This window comes from Methylibium rhizosphaerae, from assembly GCF_006386545.1.
Taxonomy (GTDB): Bacteria; Pseudomonadota; Gammaproteobacteria; order Burkholderiales; family Burkholderiaceae_C; genus Pseudorivibacter; species Pseudorivibacter rhizosphaerae.
Genome location: NZ_SWAR01000136.1, coordinates 1 through 1,168 on the forward strand (window position 1 = coordinate 1; position 1,168 = coordinate 1,168).

General features: G+C 61.0%; 1 protein-coding gene. It reads right to left on the reverse strand.

The window, feature by feature from the left end; all coding sequences use genetic code 11:
- A complete protein-coding gene (locus E8D38_RS27795) occupies positions 1-1,092 on the reverse strand; it encodes an IS630 family transposase (RefSeq protein ID WP_140637527.1) in 1,092 nt (363 codons plus the stop codon).
- Positions 1,093-1,168 lie beyond the last annotated feature (76 nt).

The following is a 1,168-nucleotide window of genomic DNA, read 5'->3' on the forward strand; positions in this document are numbered from 1 at the left end:
CTAGTGTCCTGTCCCGCTGATAGCTGAGCAAAGTCGGTGCAGTTTTTCGAGAATCGAATCGGCAGTTGCAGTCCAGCGAAACGGCTCGCAGTTGCTGTTGTGGTGCGAGACGAAGTGATCGATGCGCTGCACGAGTTGCTTGACGCTGGTGAAGGAGCCGCGGCGAATGGCCTTGTCGGTGATCAGCGAGAAGAAGCGTTCGACCTGGTTGAGCCAGGAGCTGTAAGTCGGGATGAAGTGCATGTGCCAGCGTGGACGTGCCGCGAGCCACGCCTTGATCTTGGGATGGCTATGCGTCGCGTAGTTGTCGGCGATGCAGTGAATATCCAACTCAACCGGCACCGCCTTGTCGATCTCGCGCAGAAACGACAGAAATTCCTGATGACGGTGGCGCGGCTTGCAACTGGCCAGTACCGCGCCGTTGAGCACGTTCAGCGCGGCAAACAGCGTGGTGGTGCCATGGCGCTTGTAGTCGTGGGTGACACCCTCGACGTAGCCAAAGCCCATGGGCAGCATCGGCTGCCTGCGCTCAAGCGCTTGGCACTGACTCTTCTCGTCCACGCACAGGACCAGAGCGTTCTCTGGAGGGCTGAGGTACAGGCCGACCACGTCGCGCAGCTTCTCGACGAAGAACGGATCGTTGGACAGCTTGAAGCTCTCAGTGCGATGCGGCTGCAGGCCGAAGAGCTGAAAGTAGCGTTGCACGCTGGTCTTGGAGATGCCCGTCTCGGCGGCCACCGTGCGCACGCTCCAGTGCGTCGACCCGTTGGCAGGCTTGGTGTGCAGGGTCGTCTTGATCAGGTGGGCCACACGCTCGTCACCGATGCTGCGCGCTGGTCCCGGGCGCACATCGTCGTACAGGCCTGCGATGCGACGCTCGAGAAACCGTGCGCGCCACTTGCCCACCGTGGCGTTGGTCAGCTTCAAACGCTTGGCGATGGAGCTGTTGGGCTCACCGTCGGCGCTGCTCAGGACAATCCGCGCTCGCATGCTCAGCGAGACGGGCAACGAACGGCTGCGCGCAAACGAAGCAAGCTGCTCTCGTTCGTCGTCGGTCACAACCAGTTCGACCTTCGGCCTGCCTCTCGTCATCGCGGTATCTCCAGTTCCAAGATACCGCAATGGCACGCACTATTTATGCCAGTTATCCACGGGACAGGACACTAGC

Coding starts and splice junctions, on each gene's coding strand:
- E8D38_RS27795 (WP_140637527.1), bottom strand. CDS start 1,092: ATGACGAGAGGCAGGCCGAAGGTCGAACTGGTTGTGACCGACGACGAA.